The 20,478-nt window shown below is 63.2% G+C and carries 13 protein-coding genes and 1 tRNA gene; 7 read left to right on the top strand and 7 right to left on the bottom strand.

Annotated elements, in window-relative coordinates; all coding sequences use genetic code 11:
• Positions 1-349 precede the first annotated feature (349 nt).
• Positions 350-1,852: a hypothetical protein gene (locus tag JSS27_18545; protein ID MBS0210948.1), complete on the bottom strand. Its 1,503-nt coding sequence runs from the start codon at positions 1,850-1,852 to the stop codon at positions 350-352.
• 319 nt (positions 1,853-2,171) lie between these two features.
• On the bottom strand, positions 2,172-3,224 hold the full coding sequence (gene holA, locus JSS27_18550) for a DNA polymerase III subunit delta (GenBank protein MBS0210949.1): 1,053 nt from the start codon (positions 3,222-3,224) through the stop codon (positions 2,172-2,174).
• Positions 3,225-3,645: 421 nt separating this feature from the next.
• Between holA and JSS27_18555 the strand changes: the two genes are divergently transcribed.
• The 5 genes from JSS27_18555 to JSS27_18575 all read left to right on the top strand — a co-directional run bounded on the left by JSS27_18555 (position 3,646) and on the right by JSS27_18575 (position 9,257).
• Positions 3,646-5,202, top strand: a complete 1,557-nt coding sequence (locus JSS27_18555; protein ID MBS0210950.1) for a glycosyltransferase family 39 protein — start codon at positions 3,646-3,648, stop codon at positions 5,200-5,202.
• A 99-nt stretch (positions 5,203-5,301) separates the two neighbouring features.
• Complete coding sequence (locus tag JSS27_18560; protein ID MBS0210951.1) at positions 5,302-6,192, top strand: neutral zinc metallopeptidase; 891 nt, start codon at positions 5,302-5,304, stop codon at positions 6,190-6,192.
• Between the two features lie 190 nt (positions 6,193-6,382).
• Entirely contained in the window at positions 6,383-7,294 is a 912-nt protein-coding gene (locus JSS27_18565) for a ThuA domain-containing protein (GenBank protein MBS0210952.1), read from the top strand.
• A gap of 26 nt (positions 7,295-7,320) precedes the next feature.
• Positions 7,321-8,046: an aquaporin family protein gene (locus JSS27_18570; GenBank protein MBS0210953.1), complete on the top strand. Its 726-nt coding sequence runs from the start codon at positions 7,321-7,323 to the stop codon at positions 8,044-8,046.
• Between the two features lie 131 nt (positions 8,047-8,177).
• On the top strand, positions 8,178-9,257 hold the full coding sequence (locus tag JSS27_18575) for a hypothetical protein (GenBank protein ID MBS0210954.1): 1,080 nt from the start codon (positions 8,178-8,180) through the stop codon (positions 9,255-9,257).
• 345 nt (positions 9,258-9,602) lie between these two features.
• Here the strand turns inward: JSS27_18575 and JSS27_18580 are convergent, their stop codons facing one another.
• The 3 genes from JSS27_18580 to JSS27_18590 form a co-directional block, all read right to left on the bottom strand.
• Positions 9,603-11,219, bottom strand: coding sequence for a hypothetical protein (locus tag JSS27_18580; protein MBS0210955.1), 1,617 nt, complete (start codon positions 11,217-11,219; stop codon positions 9,603-9,605).
• 619 nt (positions 11,220-11,838) lie between these two features.
• Positions 11,839-14,289: a hypothetical protein gene (locus JSS27_18585; GenBank protein ID MBS0210956.1), complete on the bottom strand. Its 2,451-nt coding sequence runs from the start codon at positions 14,287-14,289 to the stop codon at positions 11,839-11,841.
• Between the two features lie 273 nt (positions 14,290-14,562).
• Complete coding sequence (locus JSS27_18590) at positions 14,563-16,926, bottom strand: DUF1553 domain-containing protein (protein MBS0210957.1); 2,364 nt, start codon at positions 16,924-16,926, stop codon at positions 14,563-14,565.
• Positions 16,927-17,573: 647 nt separating this feature from the next.
• Between JSS27_18590 and JSS27_18595 the strand changes: the two genes are divergently transcribed.
• Together JSS27_18595 and JSS27_18600 are read left to right on the top strand one after the other, a co-directional pair.
• Positions 17,574-17,804, top strand: a complete 231-nt coding sequence (locus JSS27_18595) for a hypothetical protein (protein ID MBS0210958.1) — start codon at positions 17,574-17,576, stop codon at positions 17,802-17,804.
• Positions 17,805-17,910: 106 nt separating this feature from the next.
• Positions 17,911-17,992: transfer RNA gene (locus JSS27_18600), tRNA-Ser, on the top strand.
• A gap of 214 nt (positions 17,993-18,206) precedes the next feature.
• Here JSS27_18600 and JSS27_18605 read toward each other — a convergent pair.
• Both JSS27_18605 and JSS27_18610 read right to left on the bottom strand, forming a co-directional pair.
• A complete protein-coding gene (locus JSS27_18605) occupies positions 18,207-18,764 on the bottom strand; it encodes a DUF488 domain-containing protein (GenBank protein ID MBS0210959.1) in 558 nt (185 codons plus the stop codon).
• Positions 18,765-18,869: 105 nt separating this feature from the next.
• Positions 18,870-19,955, bottom strand: coding sequence for a hypothetical protein (locus tag JSS27_18610; GenBank protein ID MBS0210960.1), 1,086 nt, complete (start codon positions 19,953-19,955; stop codon positions 18,870-18,872).
• Positions 19,956-20,478 lie beyond the last annotated feature (523 nt).

A 20,478-nucleotide genomic window follows, 5' to 3' on the forward strand; every position in this document is an offset into this window, starting at 1 on the left:
CTGGGCTCGGAGCCGCCATCTTCAGTTTAGGGAGAATCGCTACCGAGGCAAGCTTTTAGTGCAGCCCAAACCCCAGGTTCCGACCGACGCAAACCCTGTTCTCGCCCGATCATAACGACGCTGGAACAGGCCCCGGTCGCGCCAGCCGTCACAACCTGCGCCGCTCGCCATTGAGGAGGCGGAGATCGAGGGGGACTCCCCACCATTGGGGAACGGATATGCGTGTGAGATGCTCCGCCAAGCCGGCGGCTTGGCCGCGGAAAACTGGCGACCGAGTCGCCGGCTTGGAAGAACGCTGCTTGGTGTGCGTTGGCAAATTGAGGGGAATTGAGCTGGGCCGCCAGCGACCTTATTCACCCTTGATCGTGAACTCGATCGACGCTTGCCCCGCTTTGTTGGCCAGCGTGTCTTCGACCGTGAGCTGCAGGGTGTACTTGCCGCCGTAGATCTTAGTGGGCAAGTGGAGGAAGTAGCGGATGAAATAGTCGTGCCGCACGTTCTGACAGTTTTCCTCGGTGGCCGGCAGCTCATGCTCGGCCACCCGGCGGCCTTGCGCATCGACAATCTGGTAACTGCTCTTCAGCGATGTGCGGTGCCCCTTGGGAGTGGCCTCGCTCTTGAAGTTCTGCAATTCGCAATACAACAGCAGTTGCTGCCCGGCCTTGAATTCGTACTTGGGAAAATCGGTATGCACGCCGAAGCTGCTCACCTCGGTGCAGAAGGCCAAATTCTTGACCAGCAAGTTGCTCGACTCAGCCAGCCGGTCCACGGCCTGGGCCAGGTGCGTCGTAGCGTCGGTGAGCCGGCGGTCCCGATCGCGCCCTTGGCCGGCGTCGAGATAGGTCGACATCCCGTACATCTGTTGCACCCAAAAATCTTGCTCGGCTGGTTGCATGCCGGCGATCGGACGCATGGCGTCCTTCTTGCGGCCGGCCATCAGGTACATCATCCGCAACTGGGCCTGTTGCGCGAGCACTTCGGGGGACGTCCCGCCATCGGCCGTCGATTCTTCCAGCTTGGCAATCGCCTGCGAAATCATGCCCGGCACGTCCTCGGGCGTCAGCGGTCGATCGAACGACACCGGCGTGATCGGTGAACTGGTCGTGTCCGGTGCTGCGGCGGTCGAGGTAGCGGCGGCGCTGGTTGCGCTGGGAGTGGCCGGCGCAGGCGTCGCGGCCGGTGACGCCACGGTCGGCGCGTTGGTCGCTGGCGCTGTCCCGGCTAGTTGCACGGGCGCTGCGGCCGGCGGTTGATTAGCGGGAGCCGGTGCGGCGACCGGCGTCACGGCAGTCGCCGACACGGTTGCAGTCGCGGTGGTTGCCTCGACGACGGGCCGCGCATCGATGGGCTTGGCCGCATTGGCCACCGTGGTCGCTTGTTCCTTCTGGCGCTGCCGGTATTTGAGCGAGGCGCGGAAGACCTGCACCATCTGCGGCCACAGCGCGGGATCGGTCTGCTGCAAGTCGGCCAACAGTTGCGACTGGGCGACCGGATCGAGGGCGCCGAGTGTTTGCAACTCGGCCATGATCTGGCTGAGCTGTTCGTTGCGCGCGGCGGCGGTGTTCGACGCCGCGCCGGTTTGCGCCGTTACCACGCCGGCGGGCACGGCCCCGGGCAACGTGACATTTGGCTCGGCGAGCGGGGCGCTGGTCAGCGCGGCAGTGGCGGCGGCATTCGGCGCGCTATTGCCACGCCGCAAGCCAAAGATCGACGGTCGCGCGACATCGCCACTGGTGCAGCCAGCCGTGGCCATCAGCATCAGCAGCCAAACGCATCCCCAGCACCGCGGCGCGCGACGAGCTGGCTCGCGCAGGCTGCGACGTGCAATGGGATAGGTAGCGCTCGGCTTCATGTTCGAATCTGCCGAAACCAAAACACGATCATCGGTGCGGAGGGCGGAATCGATGATGCGTTTGCGGTGGGGAAGGGAGAACAGGCGGGGGCGGAAGAATACGCCAAATCCCCCCCGCCAGCAAGGCGAAGTGCGTGGCCTGACAGCGCTAATGTCCAGCATCGCGCATGACGCTAGCACTCGCGTCGCTGGCCGAAGGGGTGGCCCAGCCGCTAGCCGGCTGGGTCGCGCAGCGACAGGAAATAGCGCAAGCTCATCCATTCTTCTTGTCGCTTCGCGACACGGCCGACAAGCGGCCGTGCCATCCAGCGTCGAACGGTCACCGGCTTTGCACCTGCGGCTCGGCGGCGGCCGAGATTCGCGCGATCAGCCGTTCCAGGGTCCGTCGCGCCGCGGGTCGTCCGCCCCCTTGGCTTTTGAGCGCGATGTCGGTGTCGAGCAGCCAGCGATAGAGCTGTTGAGATCGATAACGCCCGAGCCGCTTCAATTGCGTCTCGGCCTTCTCGATAAACATGCGGACGCCGGCCGCTTCGAGCGCGCCGCGCAGCGACATCCGTCGTCCCTCGGTCTCAGAACGAAAGACATGCCGCGCCGCGGTGGCCAGCTTGCGCAGCGACGAAGCGATTTGCCCCAGGATGGCCACTGGCTCTTCACCTGATCGCAACAGGCGATCGAGTTGTTCGAGGGCCGAGGCCGATTGCCCCAGCAAGGCGGCGTCGAGCATGTCCCAGGTGCTTTTGGTGCGCCAACTGCCCACCAGCCGATGGACGTCGTCGGCCACGATCTTGCGGCCTGGCTCGACCGCTCCGGCCAGCTTGGACAGTTCCTGATCCAACAGGCCCATCTCGGGCCCGACGATTTCGATCAGCACGTTAGCCGCCGAGCTGTCGAGTTCAGCTTGGTATTGCTTCTTTGCCCAGCGCTGAGCCCATTTGGACAGCTTAGCTTCGGTCGGCGTCGAGCAATCGATCGTCAAGCCCGACGCCGCGACGGCCTTGGCCAGCCGGGTGTTGGCGGGCCAGGTCTTGACGTTCAACAACAGGACGCCCGACGAGCGGGGCTTGGCCACGTAATCTTCCAAGGCCGCTCGGTTCTGGGTGACAAAATCGTCGGCGTTGTCGACCACGGCCAACCGCCGCCCGCCGCCGAACATGGCCATCGTCGACAGCTCGTCAATCACGTCGCGTAGCTCGGCTTCGTCGCCGTCGAAGGTGGTCATGCTGAACTCATCACCACCCGTCACGGCGTCGCGCAGCCACTGGCTGACCTGCCGCCGAAGCAAATGCTCATCACCGGCCGCCACGCAGACCGGCGGAATCTTGGCCGGCGGCTTGTCGAGCAGATCGAGTGCGTGAGTTGAAGTAGCAGCCACGGCGGGAAAGCCTGAATGACGAAGCACGAACGATGAATGCTGGCACACGAGTGCTGTCGCGAATATAGAGGCGGCAGCCAGATTGCTCAAGCAGCGCGGCTACAGGGTGAGAAGACCAACCACAAAGGCACGACGACACGACGGAATTGGGGGGAATTGAACCGCAAAGACGCAAAGGTCGCAAAGAAGACCGAAGAAACCAAGCGCTAGCGGGGGCTTGTCACTCAATCTCCGTCCACCCGAAGCTTATTGATATGCTTCCTCTCTTTCCCTGCTCGTGCATTTTTCTTTGCGCCCTTTGCGTCTTTGCGGTTCAATCTCCCTCTTCGCTGCCGCTGCCTTCGATCTCTGCTCTTGTCGCAATTCGGCGCTTGAACTACAAGTCCGCGAGTAACTTGCGACTCTTTGCGCGCCGAATGAAATGCCCCCACGCCTGACGACAATCATCACCTGGTTTGCGCGGCGGCCGACCGTGGCCGTCATGCTGCTGGCTGCGCTACTGTTTCTGTGGCAGCTTGGCTCGAACCGCGCGCTGACCGAGCACGAAACGCTCGTCGCCGGCCCGGCCAAGCAGATGGTCGCGTCGGGCGACTGGCTGGTGCTCTGGATCGGCGATCGAACCTGGCTCGAGAAGCCGCCCTTGCCCGAGTGGCTGGCCGGGCTCTCGTCGATCGCCCTCGGCGGCTTCACCGAAACCAGCGTGCGACTGCCGTTCGCGTTGTGCGGCTTGCTGGTCGTCTGGCTGCAGATGCGGCTGGCGACGCGCTTATTCAACGGGACCATCGGTTGGCTGTCGGGCCTGGTGCAATGCACCAGCGTCTACATGGTGGCCTATGCCCGACTGTGCGAAGCCGACGTGGTGCTGCTGGCCTTGTATCTGGCCGCGCTCACGCTGTTTCACGAAGCTGAATCACGGCGCAAGTCGCTCGCCCCGGCCGAGTGGCGGCGCTGGCGGTTTGCTTTCTGGATCGTGATCGGACTGACGAATCTGGCCAAAGGAATCGGCTTCGGCGCGCTGCTGGCCTTGTTCACTTGCGCCGGCTGGTTGATCGTCTCGGGCGATTGGCGCGGCCTGCGACGCTGGGTCTCGCCGCTCGGCATCTTGGCCGCGGTGGCGATTGCCGTCGCCTGGCCGGTGGCGGTGTCGCTCCGCGACCCGAGCGCGCTCCAGCTTTGGTACGAGCACACCTTCCGCCGCGCGGCCGATGGCATCGGTTACTCGCAGCCTTGGTGGTACTACTTCAGTCAGTGGCCGGTGCAGTTGCTCCCCTGGACCCCGTGGGTCGTGATCGGCGCTTGGTCGTCGCTGCGCACCGCGTGGCAACAGCTGCGCTCGAGCGAGCGATTCTGTTGGTTCTGGTTCGCGGGCCAGTTAGCTTTGCTCTCCTGCTCGTCGGGCAAGAATCATCACTATCTGCTCTATGCGCTGCCGGCGCTCGCGCCGATTGCCGCGAGTGGCTTATTGACCAGCGCGACACACCTGGCGACCTGGGGTGTTCGGCCACATCGCGTGTCGCTGGCGGCCGCAGCGCTGTTCGCCACGATTGTCGGCGGACATCTAACGGTCCAGACTTGGGTGATGCCACGCCGCGATCAATCGGCGGCGGATAAGCAATTCTTGCAAATGATCGGCCAACACTTGCCCGACAACTGCCTGCTAGCCGCCAGCGGTCGACAGGAAATCGCGCGGCACGTGTTCTATGTCGACCGGCCGTTGATCGGCGTCTGGTGCCCTTCGCATTTGCCGAATGTGTTGCCGGCGGGCGCGACGACGGCCTATGTGATCGATCGGGCGTCAGGGCGTCACGAATTGGGGATGGTCGGCCGCGTCGAACAAGTGGCCCAAAGCCCCTACACGCGCAAAGAGCGAAACCTCGACGATCGCTTCACGCTGTTCCGCGTCGAACTCAACACGCCGGCCGGCGGCGCGGCGACCACGGCTGCCCAGCCGGTAGATCGCCAAGAATTCCAGCGCTAACGCACTCTGGCGCTCTCTGACTGCGGGACTTTTGCCCTCGGCGCTTCCCGATGGTTAGAATGATCGCGACGATTTGCCATCATTCGAGGAGCTTGGACCATGCGCTGGGAAGGTGGACGCGAGAGCGACAATGTCGAGGACCAGCGCGGCGATGGTGGCGGCGGCTTCGGTGGTTTCGGCGGCGGGTTTGGCGGCCAGCCGATCATGCTCAGCGGCACCGGGTTGGTGATCCTGATCATTATCAGCCTGGTGTTCGGGCTCAATCCGTTGGAACTGTTGCAAGACGCCCAGCAAGGCGCGCCGCCTCCGCCGGCCGTCCACGCGCCCCACGAAGCCGGCCCCGAGGAAGAACATCTCAAGAAGTTTGTCTCGGTCGTGCTGGCCGAGACCGAGGACGTCTGGACCGAGTTGTTTCGCCAGCAAGGACTGCAATATCGCAAGCCTCACCTGGTGTTGTTCAACGGTCGAGTCGCCTCGGCGTGCGGCCTGTCATCGGCGGCGACCGGGCCGTTCTATTGCCCAGGTGACGAGCGCGTCTATCTGGACCTGAGCTTTTATCGCGAGTTGCGGCAGCGATTTCAGGCCCAGGGAGAATTCGCCCAGGCCTATGTGATCGCTCACGAAGTCGGCCATCACGTGCAGAAGCAACTGGGCATCAACGAGCAAGTCCAGGAAATGCAGCGCCGCAGCGACCGAGTGCGCGCCAACCATCTGTCGGTCTGTCTAGAGTTGCAGGCCGACTTCTTTGCCGGCGTCTGGGCTCGGCACGCCGACGAGATGCAACACATCCTCGACCCGGGCGATATCGAATCGGCCTTGCGCTGCGCCGCCGCGATTGGCGACGATCGCCTGCAAAAGCAGGCTCAAGGTTACGTCGTGCCCGACTCGTTCACCCACGGCACCAGCGCCCAGCGCGCCCGCTGGTTTCGCTTGGGCTACGAAACCGGCGACATGACCAAAGGAGACACGTTCAACGCGAAGGAGCTGTGAGGAAGAAGTTGCTGGTTGCAAGTTGCTAGTTGCTAGAGTTCGACCTTAGCTGCCAGCGCTTAGCGCAATCAGCGAAGCGTGTGCGACAAACACCCCTCCCTTTCAGGGAGGGGCAGGGGGGAGGGTAACGACGTTGCAGGCCAAACAAGATTCCAGCCACGCAGGCTTCGATCGAAAGCGAGAAACCAACATGCTTCGCATCGTATTCAGCACCTTCGCCATCGTCACCGCCGGCCTGGTGAACGTGGCCCAAGCCGGCGAGCCGGCTCGGTTGCCGCCTGGCGTCGTCGTCGAAGAAACTTGCCCTGACGCCAAGCTGACCAAGATCGTCTTCGTCGCCGGCAGCAGCTTCTACAAGCCCGGCGAGCACGAGTACCTCGGCGGCGCGGCCGTGCTGATGCGCCTGGCCCGACAAACGCCTGGCGTGTTTCCGGTTCTGGCGGTCGATTGGCCGCGGCGGGCCGAGACGTTCGCCGGCGCCAAGGCGATCGTGTTTTACCTGGACTGCGGCGACAAACATCCGCTGCGCGACGAAGCTAAGCTGGCCGAGGTACAGCGACTGGCCGACGCCGGCGTCGGACTGGTCGGCTGCCATCAGTTCGTCGACATTCCCAAGGAGCTGAATCCGGCCATGCAGCGACTGGTCGGCGCGGCGTGGGAGAAAGGGGCCTCGCAACGCGGGCACTGGGTGTCGGACTTCAAGACCTTTCCCCAGCACCCAACCACGCGCGGCGTCACGCCCTTTACGATCGACGACGGCTGGTTGTTCAAGCTGCGATTCATCGACGGCATGACCGGCATCACGCCGCTGGTGCGAACGGTTTCGCCCAAGGTGAAAGCGCCCGAGTACGACGACAACGCAATCGTCGGTTGGGCCTGCAATCGTGAGTGTGCCACCAAGCAGGGAATGGCCCGGTCGTTCGTCTTTACCGGTTGTCATCTGCACAAAAGCCTGGCCGAGCCGGGCTATCGACGATTCCTGACCAATGGCATCCTCTGGGCCGCCGGCGCCGAGATTCCCAGCAATGGCGCGCCGGTTGAACTCGACGCGGCCACGCTGGGCAGCTACCTGCCGCCACCGCCCGCCGGCGAAACCAAGTAATCACCCTCCACACGACGCGCACGCATATGAAACCATTTTGGGGCGAGTTGATCGGCACGATGATCCTGGTCGTGCTGGGGGATGGAGTCGTGGCCAACGTGCTGTTGGCGCGCACCAAAGGGAACAATGCCGGCTGGATCGTGGTTTCGGCAGGCTGGGGTCTGGCGGTAGCGATTGCCGTTTACCTGGTCAATGTGGTGAGCGGCGGGCATTTGAATCCGGCCGTCACCGTGGCGATGGCCACGCTCGGCAAACTCTTGTGGGCCGATGTACCAGTTTACGTGGCGGCGCAAATGCTGGGTGCGTTCCTCGGCGCGGTGCTCGTCTGGCTGGCGTACTGGCCCCACTGGGTGGCGACCGAGGATCAAAACGCGAAGCTGGCGGTGTTTTGCACCGCGCCGGCCATTCGCCGCATGTGCGCCAACTTCTTGTGCGAGTTGATCGGCACGTTCGTGCTGGTGCTGGGCGTGCTGGCCATCTTGCGGCCCGACAATCTCAGGCCGGGCACCGGACTGGCGTTGGGCATCGGGCCGCTCTTGGTCGGCTTGCTGGTCTGGTCGATTGGCTTATCGCTCGGCGGACCGACCGGCTATGCGATCAACCCAGCACGCGATCTGGGGCCACGCCTGGCCCACGCGCTATTGCCGATCGCCGGTAAGGGCCCCAGCGACTGGGCCTACGCCTGGGTTCCGGTCCTAGGCCCGATCGCCGGCGGCGTGCTGGGCGCCAAGTTCTTTCAATGGTGTTGGTGAGGGGGGGAAGAGGGGTTAGGGACTAGAGGCTAGGGGCTAGGGAAGACAAGACAGCGCGACGTGAGACGATCGCAGCATGCGCGACAAACACCCCTCCCTTTCAGGGAGGGGCAGGGGGGAGGGTAAGGACGTTGCAGGCCGACAAAGCATCAAGGCGCACTCGCCCCACACAAATCATCGCGCTGCTCCTGGCACTGGGAAGCACCAGCATCCTGCGCGCCGCCGATAACACGCCGCCAACCGCCAACGACACCGGCCCAACCGACACAGCCATCCGCGCCGCGGTCGCCAAGTCGATCCCGCTGCTCGAACGTGCCGCGCGCAGCTCGCTCGAACAGCGCGGCAAGCAATGTTTCACCTGTCATCACGAAGGGCTCGTCGTGATGGCCCTCGCGCCAGCCGAAGCCCGCGGCTTTGCCGTCGACAAGAAACTGTGGCAAGAGCAGGTCGATCACACAGCGGCGTTCCTGGCCAAGAATCGCGACCGCTACCGCCAGGGGCGCGGGCAGGGGGGGCACATCGACATGGCGGGTTACGCCTTGTGGACGCTCGACACCGCCCGCTGGCCGGCCGACGAGACGACCGCCGCGGTGGCCGAGTTCTTTTTGAAGTTCCAGGCCGACGCCGAGCATTACCAGCCGGCGTCCCACCGCCCGCCGAGCGAGCACAGCTTCTTCACCAGCAGCTATGTCGCTCTGCGCGGCTTGAAGGTTTATGGCACGCCAGAACTGCGAACCCAGATCGCCGAGCGGACGGCCCAGGTTGGCAAATGGATTCGCCAGACCGAGGCGATCGAGACCGAGGACAATATCTTTCGGCTCCGCGCGTTGAAATTGCTTGAGGCCGACGCGGACGAAGTGAAGCTCGCGACGACAACATTGCAAGCCGCTCAACAACCGGATGGCGGCTGGCGGCAACTTCCTGACATGCAATCGGACTCCTACGCGACAAGCACGGCACTGCTGGCCCTGCACGAGGAAGGAGGCCTGGCGACCGACAATCCAGCGTATCGGCGCGGGCTGCGATTCCTGATCGACCAACAGCAAGAAGATGGCTCGTGGCACGTGGCCTCGCGGGCTAAGGCGTTCCAGGTCTACTACGAATCAGGCTACCCACACGGCAAGGATCAGTTCATCTCGATGACCGCCGCCTGCTGGGCCACGCGAGCGCTGCTGTTGGCGCTGCCGATAAACTCAGTGCCAGCGAAGTAATCCCAGTTAGGGTACGCACCACGTGCGTACCATTGTGCGATTATTGACGCCACAGTTCAGGTACGCACGGGTGCGTACCCTACGGAAACTGTCTGCACGATGGAAGACTAACCATCACATTCGGGTGCCATGCTCAAGCCCCCAAGGCTTGAGCATGTGCAGCGCCAATACGGCATGCTCAAGGCTTAAGGCCTTGAGCATGGCACCCTTGGATGTTGTCGCGGCGAGCGACGAGTTCTGATCACCAAAAGAAAACGGCGTGGAGCTTGCACTCCACGCCGTTTCTATTTTCGACGCACTCGGCTTTCGCCGGGCGATGGTTAACCACCCACCTGCCGCGGCCGCTTACTGGCCGCAGTCGCCTTTGCACGGAATGCAAACCTTGCAGACGATCGTCTTGGGGACCATTTGGCAGACGCGGACCGGCACTTCCTTTTCGATCTGCACCGGCACGCAGACGTTGTAGGCGACCTGCTTCTCGACCGCCACCGTCTTGCAAACCGTCACTTGCCGTTCGCACGTCCGCTGCTCAGGCACCATCACGCAATACGGCACCTCGCGGGTCCGCTGCTCGCAGACCATCTCGGTGACGGTGCGATTGACGGTTCGCACTTCGGGGCGACAGACGTTGACCTGGTACTCGAACTGCTCGGGGACGCAGACGACCTTCTGTACCGTGCAGGTCCGCTGCTCGGGAACCATCACACAATATGGCACGTCGCGAGTCCGCTCCTCGGCCACCAGGCGGCAGACGGTTTCCTGGACATCACGCGTCTCGGGCCGGCAAACCGGCACCGTGTAGGTGAACTGCTCGGGGACGCAGACCTGCTTCTGCACCGTCACGGTTCGCTGCTGCGGCACCAGCACGCAATACGGCTGCTCGCAGGTCCGCTGCTCGGCGACCATCTTGCAGACAGCCTGTTGCACTTGCCGCGTTTCGGGGCGGCAGAGTTGCACGGTATAGGTACACGGCACGTTGACCACTTGCGGACGATAGGCCGTAACCGAAACCGGCTTGTAAACGTACTTGGGAACCCAAACCTGGCGCGTGACCACCGGGACCGCGGCGCACTGGCCACAGCCGGCGTAGCCGCCGCAGCCACGGCAAGGCGCACAGGGAACTTGTTGACAGGCCCAGCCACCTTGATCGACGCAGACCGACCGCTGCTCGACGACGGGGACCATCTGGCAGACTTGCCGCGTCCCTTGCCGCTGCTCGTAGTAGGGGACCATGACCGTTACGTTTTGCGTGACCGTTTCATAGACCGGCTTGTACGCGGTGTAGGTCTGCTGACGCACGCGGGTCTCGGGAACCTGGACCGTGATGGTTTGTTCTTCGGCGACGCACTTCATCACCTGGCGCGTGCCGGTACGGGTTTCGCTGCCGGGGACCATGACCGTCACTTGCCGGGTCACCGTCTCGTTGACCGGCTTGTGAACGACGTAGGTTTCCTTGCGAACGCGGGTTTCGGGGACTTGGACCGTGTAGGTCCGCTCTTCGCTGACCGTGCGGGCGACGTTGCGCGTGCCAACGCGGGTCTCGACGGTGGGGACCATGACGGTGATCTTTTCTTCGATCGTCCGCTGCACCGGCTTGGCGACGGTATAGGCCACCGTGCGCGTGCGCTGCTCGGGGACCATGACCGTGTAGGTGTTGACCACGGTTTTGGTCTCGGGAACTTGCTGGTAGCAGGTCACCGTTTTCTCGCGCGCTTCGGTGACGTACTGGGTGACGTTGATCTTGCGCATCTCGGTGACCCATTGTGGCACCAGGATGGTCTTCTCGACCAACTGGTACTGCGGCGCGCAGGTCTTGGCGATACAGCAATCACAGCCTGCCTTCGCGCACCCGGCGCGGGCGTGGCGGAAGCCGACGCTGGTGGCCGGCGTTGCCGCGTAGAGCGTCGACGCCAGACTGGCGAGCGCGACGAGCGCCGTGGCAATACAAAGTTGTCGTCTCATTGGTTGCATCCTTCCGTTCTCTGCGAAACCTGACGACCGTCCCCATGTGCGACCACGCGAAGCACGTCCACGGTCGTCTCACCCTGCTCGGTCGGACTGACTCGATTGGCGCGGCGAGCGCGCAATGGCGCTCCGTTCGACATCGTGGGGTCAAGTCGCAGCACGCGCGTTGACTGGCCCCAGCGGCCTCGCAAGCCAAAAGGTCCGACGTTGGCGATTCTAGTTCGACGAAATCGTGTGTCCATGCGCCGGGGGACGAAGAACGCCGGCTTTTCCGCCAGGTCGGGCCCCCCTGACGAATCGAAAAGTGTGGCGAATCGGATAGCCACGATCGAGCGGGGTATCACCAAGCCGGCGACTTTGTCGCCGTTCGTCGGCGGCCGAGCCGCCGGCTTGGTACGCGGAAACTCTCATGCCGACAAGCGGTTACGGCTTGCGCACTCTTGCGATGGGCGTGATTTCAGCAAAGCTCAGGGACAGCCGTCCCTGGGTCGTGGCTCGCGCGGGCTGCTACCCAGGGACAGCGATCCCTCGGCTTTCAGCGAGCAAGCGACGACAAATGACAATGATGCGCCTTCGCACGCCGCGCTGCAATCAGAATCACGTCGCCAAGGGACGATTACTTCTCAACCGTCACGCGCAGCGGCTTGGCCGTGTAGCTCATCTTCATCACGAAGTTGACCGACACGTGAGCCTGGACCGGGACGATCTGATCGGCGACCGGCTTGGCGTCCTTGGCCGTGGTCAGGACGATCACGCCCGAGGTCTGCTCGCCGGTCAGCAAGGTCTTGCTCTTTTTGTCGTCGATGGTCACGCCGGCGGGCAAGCTGTTGCCGCTGATGCCACCCAGGTGCCGGTAGATCAGGTCGAGCGAGACGTTCTTGTTGAAACCTGGCGCGCGCTCGATGGTGATCTCGATCGGCTTCGATTCGCCCGGCTTGAGCGTGACGTGCTCGGGCTTGATGTTGACGCGGCGCAGATCGAACGGCGCGCCGACCGAGACGGTCAGCATTTCGACTTGCATCAAACCGCGGCCGCCGCCGGGCAGGTACGTCTCTTGCCAAGGCACCGCCACGGCCGACAACTGCGGCGCGTCGGCCGCGTCGTTGTGCCGGCCGGTTCCTGCGATGCGGATGTTGGCCGCGCCGAGTGCCGCGTTGTCGGCGGCGGTCAGAACGATGCAGCCATCGTTCTCGCCCGGCAGTATCCTTCCGCACTCGGCCGTCACGCCGGTGGGCAGTCCCGTGGCCGTCAGCTTGATCTCGCCGGCAAAGCCGTTCTTGCGATAGACGCGAACGAACAACGCCGCCGACAGACCCGGCGCGAGCAAGGCCTTGTCGCTGTCCACGTGCAACGTGAAGAACGGCTGACTGCGCGTGACTGACAGCAAGTACACGTGGGTCGGACTGCCGCCGCTGAACAGATCGCGCAGCTCCAGCGTGTAGCGACCATCGGCCGGCGCGGTCCAGTTTTCGATCAGCGAGTCGCCATAGGTGAAACGGTGAATCGTGACGTCGTCGTTTTCCAGTAGCCGCGCGCCCTTGTCGTTCAGCACGGCCAACACCGGATCGAGCGACGACTGATGCCGGCGGGCCAGCACCTCGAACGTGAAGGCTTCGCCTTTCTTGGCCTCGAACGTGAAGTAGTCGATCTCGCCTGGCTGGGCGACTCGACCACACACAGCGGCCGGTGCAGTGACCGGCAACGCCGCGGTCAAGGTGTGATTGTCGGCGGTCACGGTCGACAAGGGGAGGCGGCTAACCACGACGGGCACGGGCCCGACACGCTTGCCACCATCGAGCGTCGCGGTTACCCAGGTGGGGCCATCGGGGACGTCGGCCGGAATGGTGACCGAGGCTTTGGCCGCCGGCGGCAGATGGAAGCCCAGCAACTCGACGCTGGTCGTCTTGCCCGGCGGCACGGCCGAGGGGAATGCCGCCGTCACCAGCGGCGCGTCGGCGACCTCGACGGCGTACTGCCAATAAATATTCCCCTGATAGCGGACGTCGCGAATCTCGAGCGTGTAGTCGCCGGCGTGCTCAAAGCGGTATTGAAAGGCCGGATCGGCGAAGAAGAAGTTGTCACCCGACGCGACCACGGTCCCTTGCTCGTTCCGCAAGGTGATGATCGGGTCGACGTGAATCTGCAGGTCGTGAATCCGATCTTCGCAGCGTGCCGCGCGGCAATGAAAGACCAGCGTCGTGCCGGCCTCGACGTGGAACTTGTAGTAATCGACGTCTTCGGCCTTTTCGATCGCGCCGCACAGGCAGGCAGGCAGCGTGAATTTCTGGGCGTCGGCCGGCGCGTCGTTCTTCGGTTGCTCGCCGACAACGGGCCAGTTCGTCAGCACCAACTGGCCCAGCGTCGACACGCCTTGCGGAGTGACCACGCGAAAGTCGCGCACGCCGGGCATCTGGTCGGCGGCGACATCGAACTTGAGCTTGATCTTGGGAACCGGCTTCTTGTCGGCGACCTTGGGCGGCTCGGCGGGCTTTTTGACCTCGGGAGCGGGCTTCGCGGGCTCGGCTTTCTTTTGCTCGGCAACCTTCTTGGCGTCGTCAGCCCTTTTGTCGTCGGCGATCTTCTTGGCGTCGTCGGCCTGCTTCGGTTCAGCTTTCTGCGCGACTGCTTGCGGTTTTGCCGTCGCGGCGGCCGGCTGCTTCGCTGGCTCCTGCTGTACGTCGCTTTTCTTGGCTTCTTCTTTCTTCGCCTCGGCCTTCTTGCCATCGTCTTTCTTCGTGTCCGCTTTTTTCTCGGGCGTTGGCTTCTTCGCTTCGATCTTGACGGTTTGCGTGGTGACTTGCGGCTTGACGGTCGCCGTCGGCTTGGCAGTTGTCGTCGCGGAGGCCGGTGGAGTGACCGCGGCCAAGACAGGCGCTGCCGGCGGTTCGGGCAGAATGGCGGTGCCACGCACGCCGGGTCCGGTGACGAGCACCTGCGACGCGCCGTCCAGGTTGTAGCGCGCCGACAGCGTGTGTTCCGAGGTCTTGCCGATCTGGGCGGCCAGCGGCGCCAGGTCCATGACCATCGGATACGAGATTGGCTCCTGGGCCGAGGCGCCTTGCGGCACTGAGAGGATCGACGATACGGAACAAGCGGCGATGACGAATATCATTAACCGACGGCAATGCATTCCGACGTTCTCCTCAAGTGTATCGGCACGCACGAATCAAATGTCGTCTGGCCGGCAGCGTCTTTACCCTCCCCCAGCCCCTCCCTGAAAGGGAGGGGTGTTCACCGCGCGTCGCTGACAATTACTCGCCACGGCGCAGCCTTTGTCCTGGCACGTCTTTCCTAGCAACTAGCCGCTAGCAACCAGCAACTTTTTGTCTCGCCCATCTGCTCAATGCACAAACAAGAAGTGCTTCGAGTTGATCAGCGACCAGAGCAGGTCTTCGCAGAACACTTGCAACGACGGGCTTTCGGCCAACAGCTTCTCGCACGTCTTGCGCTCGTTCTCGCTGGGCAGTCGCGATAACGTGGCCAGGTACAATTCGTCAATGATCTCATTCGCCGGCTTTTTGGCGTTCAGCGCGACGCGTAGCCGCCCCTTGCTGTCGTTGATCTTGGCCGACAGGGTGTCGCCGTTCAGCGTATGCAACGCTTGCGACAGATTTTCGTCCGCCACGCGCTCGCACTCACAGACCGTCGCACGCCGCGGCTTGCCGAAGGTATTCAGGAAGTAGTCCGGATAGTTCGAGTCGGGCAGCTCGATGGCCCGCGTGCCCAGCGGCAAGCTTTTGAACTTGGTCTGGGTGCCCGTCACGAAGTCGATGGCGTCTAGCAACGGCTCGGCCGCCAGGCGCTTCACCGTGTAGTGGCTGAAGAACTTGCTGTCGGCGGCGTTGGCCTCGGTGGGCTGCGAGTCAAGCTGATACAACCGCGAGGTCATGATCACCCGCATCAGGTGCTTGACGTCGAACTTGTGGGCGGTGAAGTCGCGGGCCAACGCGTCCAACAGTGCCGGGTTCGTGGCCGGGTTCGTCGCCCGCATGTCGTCGACCGGCTCGACCAGGCCATGCCCCAGCAGATTCGCCACGTAGCGGTTGACGATGTTGCGAGCAAAGAATGGATTCTCGGCCGACGTCAGCCAGGCGGCCAACGGCACGCGCCGATCCGAAGCGTCGGCCACTGGTTCCCCTTCCAGCGGCGTCGGCGTCAGCGTCTTGCCGGTCTTGGGATGGCGCACTTCGCCAGCGCTTTTCACCATCACGACTTGCTCGCGGCTAAACAGGCCGAACTCCAGGCTGTTCTTGGTGCCGACGCGCGAGAAGAACGCGGCAAAGCTGTAGTAGTCCTGCTGGCTGTACTTCTCGAACGGGTGATGATGGCACTTGGCGCAGGTAAGCCGCACACCCAGGAACAACTGCGCCGTCGTCTCGGCCAGATCCTCGGGATTGGTCGCCACGCGGTAATAGTTGGCCGGGCCATTGCGGTAGATCGAACCCTGGGCCGTGATCAGCTCGCGCACGAACTGATCGATCGGCTTGTTGGCGCGCATCGACTCGAGAATCCAGTTGTGCATCGCCCACATTCCTTGTTCGCCCAGGGTGTCACTGCTCGAGCGAATCAGATCGGCCCACTTGACCGACCAGTAGGCGGCGTAATCGTTGTTGTGAACGTCCAGCTTTGGATCACCCGTCAGCCCTAGCAGTCGATCGATAAGGTGTTCGCGCTTCTTGGGTTCCTTCGACGCGAGGAATGCCTTGGTCTCGTCAATCGACGGCAAGGTGCCGACCGCGTCGAGAAACGCCCGGCGCAGGAACGTGCTGTCGTCGCACAACGGCGAAGGTTCGATGCCCAGTTGCTTGAATTTGGCCGAGGCCAGTTCGTCGACGAAGTTGCTGTTTTTCCAGCCGGCTAGTTTCACGTCGGTGCTGAACGGCACCACGACCATGCACACGGCGGCCTGCCCTTCGTAGCGCACCAGGACCGGCGCTTGCCCCCGCCCCACGGTCTGGAAATGACCATTGCGGTCGACTTTGGCCACCGACTCGTCCGGCGTGTCGAACTTGGCCATGGCCGTCACGTCGCGCGTCGTGCCGTTCGAGTAGGTGGCGTCGACGCGCAGTTGTTGATCGACCCCCGTGCCGCACACGCGCTGGTCGGGATAGACGGTCAGCTTGGCGACGTGCGGATCGTCGGCCTTGGGGGCCGGCGCGCCGGCGGCCAGCCAGGCCCGCAGAATCTCGCACTCGATGCCACTGTCTTGCAGCCGTCGTCCGCCGCCGTGGACCACATGTCCGGTCGGCTTCATCAGCACCAGACTTTGCTCCGGGTCATTCAAGTTGGCGCGGCGCCCTTGACGATCGCGGACCATCGCCTGGTAATCTTCGTCCGGCGCATAGCCGAATACCGAAAGCTTGAAGCCCCCCTTGCCATGCTGGCTGGCGTGGCACGCCGCGGCGTTGCAGCCGGCCTTGCTCAAAAGCGGCGAGATGTCCGTTGTGAAGTTCACTTTGCCCGTGGCCAACACGTCGGTGACCTCGACGGGAACGGTGATGGACTTCTCGCGTTTGGCGACTTGGACGGTGATGGTCGCTTTGCCGTTGCCGCGCGCTCGGAGTCGTCCGGTCGGCGTGACGGTGACGATCTTGTCGTCGCTCGACTTGAACGTGGCCTGGTTGGTCAAATCGCCTCGCCGCGCGAGGACTTCGCTCGCCACCTTGCCCGACGGCGGCGCGCCGTCGGTGACGACCAATTGCATCTGGGCAAAGTTGCCGACCAGCTTGGCCTCGGCCGGTGTCACCTGGTATTCGCCTGGCGCGGCCGGCGTCGATGCGGCGTGCAACGGCGCAACAACCAATAGAAGAGTGGTCAAAGCGCCAAGACTTGCTAGCAGGCGGCTCGTGGCGAGCATGGTCAGACCTCGTGCGTGCGAAAGAAGACGACGATCCATCGACGATCAGCCCGAGTCGATCTCGGGCGCAGGCAGGCTGCGGGGAATCGCTCGGTTCGTGGGCGGTATCGAGCCCTGGTGCGGTGATTCGCCGTACCAACAATTATGGCCGTATCAAGGACCGTTGTCCCGACCGCGAACGATTCATTTTCAGGCAGGCTCGAACGCACCGGGCGAGGTTCGCCGGCCGGAAGGTCCGAGGTGTACAGGAAGGCAACGTATCAACTGTTCATTATGTACTGTTGAGGTCGCCGATGCCAAGCTAGTTTTCCCTCTGGGGGGTGGGCGTTGGAGGCGTGTTCATGGCGGTCGCGGCTGCCTAGAATCGATGCATGCTCAATTCAGCGAAGTCGAGACGACAGTTAGGTTTGGCACTTTTGTGCGCGGGCGTCGTCGGGCTCGTTTCGTTCATCATCTGGGAGCCGGCCCGAGGGGCGTGGCACTTTCTTTCCCCAATGTTGTTTACTTGGTCACTGGTGTTCCTGATCGTGGGAACCGGGCTGACGTTTTGGCGCACGATCGATCGTTGCCTGGTCGTTTCGCTTGAGTTCGGCTACCTGTCTCCGTTCGCGCTCCTTTGGCAGTTGCTGTTGGCGATGATCGGTTGGAGTTGGCAACTATTGCGTCGCGTCTTGACCGGCGACGCGCGGCATCGGGAATCGCGACGGGAGAACCGTACGGAATAGCATCCCAGCACGCAAGTCGAACGTGGCATGAGCGATAGCTCTGCGTTGGCGTCACCCAGGTCGGCTTGTCGGCAGGGGAGCGCTATAGTACGATTGTCCGCTGCCCGGAGGGTAAGCGAATGGCTAGCAGGCTGACTCGAAATCAGTTGCCGAGAAATCGGTTGTGGGTTCGACTCCCATGCCCTCCGCCTTGGTAAGTCGCTAGCAGAAAAAGGGTTCCGACACACGCCGTCGGAACCCTTTTTCGTTACCTCTCCCCCAGCAGTACAGACTGTTACCAGACCGTTGCATCGCCTGCGAATCCTGCAGGATTCCTAGATGACCCGCGAGGTCTTGGCAGGATTCCTGATCGCCCGAATGAGCATCGTGAAATCGCCCCCCGACGATGGCTTACGTGGCCCGCTATTCGAACAGCGTCGACTGCTGTTCGGCTGGCTTTGGATAGGTCACCTGCGCGCCACTGAGCCGGCCCCCCTCGGTTAGCGAGTGAGGCTGAATCGCGCCGTTAGGCATGATGTGTTGGGCCGTAATTCCGCGAGCGAGCAGGTAATCGGCAATCAGCCGGCGATGGCACCGCCAGAACAAACCTTCAGCGCACATGATCGCGCTGGGAAGGCGAGTGGCGATTTCCAGAGCTGACTCGACGCCGGCGCGAAACTCGGCTGTCTGCATGTAATCGGCGTAGTTCTGGAAACTTTTGTTGCGCAGACCGGCGTTTTCTGGTGAAGATGCTCCGCTGGAGCGCCGCCCCCCCAGGGCCTCGATCCAGTGGTATTCCATGCCAACCCCGGTCAGCGCCTCGGCAAGCGCCGCTTGATGAAACTGGGGCTGCCGCCGCGAACCAGGGAACCGGCGAACGTCGATCAAAGCGGCAACACCGTGCTGTTGCAACAGCGCGATGAACCTCTCGATGGGATGTGTCGAGTGACCAATCGTAAATAACGCCGGAGACGTTGCCATAGGCGCCTCGCGTGGCCAGAATGGACGACCAGCCCCATCGTCCATTATTGCGAGATCCGCGCACTGGAAAAGTCGTCTCCCAGGCCAGGCGATTGGCGTCTTCACTCAGAGGGAACGCCCGGGCAATGCAACCTCATCGACGCGAGTCAGCGTCAGCAGCCAGTTGCCGCGGCCGCCGTTCATCGAGTCCGGCCGGCTCCCCTTATTGTTGACGCACCAGAGGAGTTGGTTCCCTTGCATCTGATAGATGCCCAAACAAGCCTGGCCGCGGCGATCTCCTTCGGTGTACACCGCGTCCATGTTCCCTGACTTGCCATTGCCAGTCATGGTGAACGTGCCGGCCCCCAGGCTCTGACCACGACCGCCAGGACCATACTCGCGGCCAATAATCGTATAGCCGTTGACGGTCAGCTCGATCTGCCCGCGACCTTCGATCGTGCCGCGCCACACGGTCGGTCCGGTCGGCTTGGCTCCTTTGCCGCTGGCGCCCAGACTGGCCGAGCCGCTGGCCGAGGCCACCAAGGTTTCGGCCGCCCCTTGCAATTCGCTGAGTTCGAGCGCGTGATCCTTGTTGGTGTCCAGGCGGACGAAGCTTTGCACCATCTTGCCCCATTCGACGCGCGAGACCCGACTGTCGCCGTTGGCGTCGGCCAGCTTCATGATCAAGTCAGCGGCCCCGCCGGTCGCTTCGAGTTCGCGCGGGGCGAGCGAGTTGTCCTTGTCGGCGTCGAGTCGGGCAAAAGTCTGGGTAAAGCGCGACCACTCGGCGCGTGTGATCAGTCCATCGCCGTCGGCGTCAATAAAGCGAATCCCTTCCGGCGGTGGTTCGTCGCCGGCGGGTTTGCCGTCGCCTGTCGATGCGCCGCCGGCCGACACCTTGGGAGCGGTCGAAGCGGGCTTGCCGCGTAGCCGTTCATAGGCGGCCAGAAACTCGTCGCGAGTGACCTTGTCGCTTGGCCCGCGCCCCAAGTCTTTGAAGACACGTTCCAGGAACGAGCGCGAGCCGGGGGTCGCTTCGTCGAGGGTTAACGTGCCGTCTCCCGAGCTGTCGAGCTGTCGGAACATCGCCTCGGCCGCCGCCGAGGCGGGATCGCCGCGTCCGACGCTGGGCAGACTGTTCCAGACGCCCCAGGCGAAAGCGGGGAGCAGAAGAGCGACCAGGCGGAGGTTGCGCCGCTGGGGAAGAGGCATGATCGTCCCCCTTTGAACCAAGGAGTATGTATTGTCGAGCGGTGAAAAGCGGTTCGCGGACCTTGTTCAACGGGTACCGCCGGGCAACCTTCGGCGGAACCCATTGCCAATCAGGCTGTTGTGACCTGGCTGGCTATGCGACCCGAGCCGTCGTGGGCGCGGCGCACGCCCCTCCCAACAGTAAAAACGAAAAGCAAACGAGGTTGTCTACTGAAAGTCTTCGCGCGTTTGGCGGAAGAGGTGGGCCACCGCCGGCGGTCGCACGCTCAAAATCACCCGTAAGTAATGTCATCGCCTTGGCCGTCCGGACGCGCGACCTTGCCGATTGCGGGCACTATTCAGGCCGTCGCCGGGCGGGCCGAATCGCTCATGCCCGTAACTCGAAATCCCGCTGAGGATTCGGTCGATAAGACCAACGGGTCTGCGGAGAGCAAATCACCGGAGCACGGGTTTCATTGGCAGCGGGTAGCACCGACAACTTGTTGTCGGTGTCGCGCAGCGACAAGAGGGGGTGGAACATGTG

It is taken from the genome of Planctomycetota bacterium, assembly GCA_018242585.1.
Lineage (GTDB): Bacteria > Planctomycetota > Planctomycetia > Pirellulales > PNKZ01 > JAFEBQ01.